The organism is Rhodopseudomonas sp. NSM (assembly GCF_052445935.1).
Lineage (GTDB): Bacteria > Pseudomonadota > Alphaproteobacteria > Rhizobiales > Xanthobacteraceae > Rhodopseudomonas.
The window spans coordinates 1-547 of record NZ_JBQTCH010000017.1; the positions used below are offsets into that span (position 1 = coordinate 1).

A 547-nucleotide genomic window follows, 5' to 3' on the forward strand; every position below is an offset into this window, starting at 1 on the left:
ACGCTGGCTCGATGCGACCAGGGCGGCGGCCGGTCTGGTCGCCGCGGGCGCAGCTTGCGTGACCGTCATCGCCGACCGCGAAGGCGACATCTACGATGAGTTCGCCTGCCGGCCGGCAGAAACCGAACTGTTGATCCGCGCCCATCATGATCGCGCTCTGGAAGGCGGCGGCAGGCTGTACGACTGCATGGCTCAGGTGGCCGAGCTCGGCCGTGACACGATCAATCTGCCGGCCAATCCGGGGCGGGCAGCGCGCCGGGCAACGCTGGTGCTTCGAGCCTGCAAGGTCACCTTGAAGCGACCCAAGCGCAACCATCCGGCCGAAGCGGCGCATCTGCCCAAGAGCGTGACGCTGACCTTGGTGGAAGCGCGCGAGATCAATCCGCCGCCCTCGGTGGCGCCGGTGCATTGGCGTCTGCTGACGACGCACGAGGTGACGACGCTGGCGCAAGCTCTGCTGATCACCAGGTTCTATCGCCAGCGCTGGACCATCGAGCAAGTCTTCCGCCTGATGAAGACCAAGGGCTTCGACATCGAAGCGGTGCGT

At 66.4% G+C, this 547-nt stretch carries 1 protein-coding gene; it reads left to right on the forward strand.

What is annotated here, in order from left to right; genetic code table 11:
• Nucleotides 1-58: 58 nt before the first annotated feature.
• On the forward strand, nt 59-547 hold a 489-nt coding region (locus ACTZWT_RS24370; RefSeq protein ID WP_444772264.1), incomplete at its 3' end, for a transposase.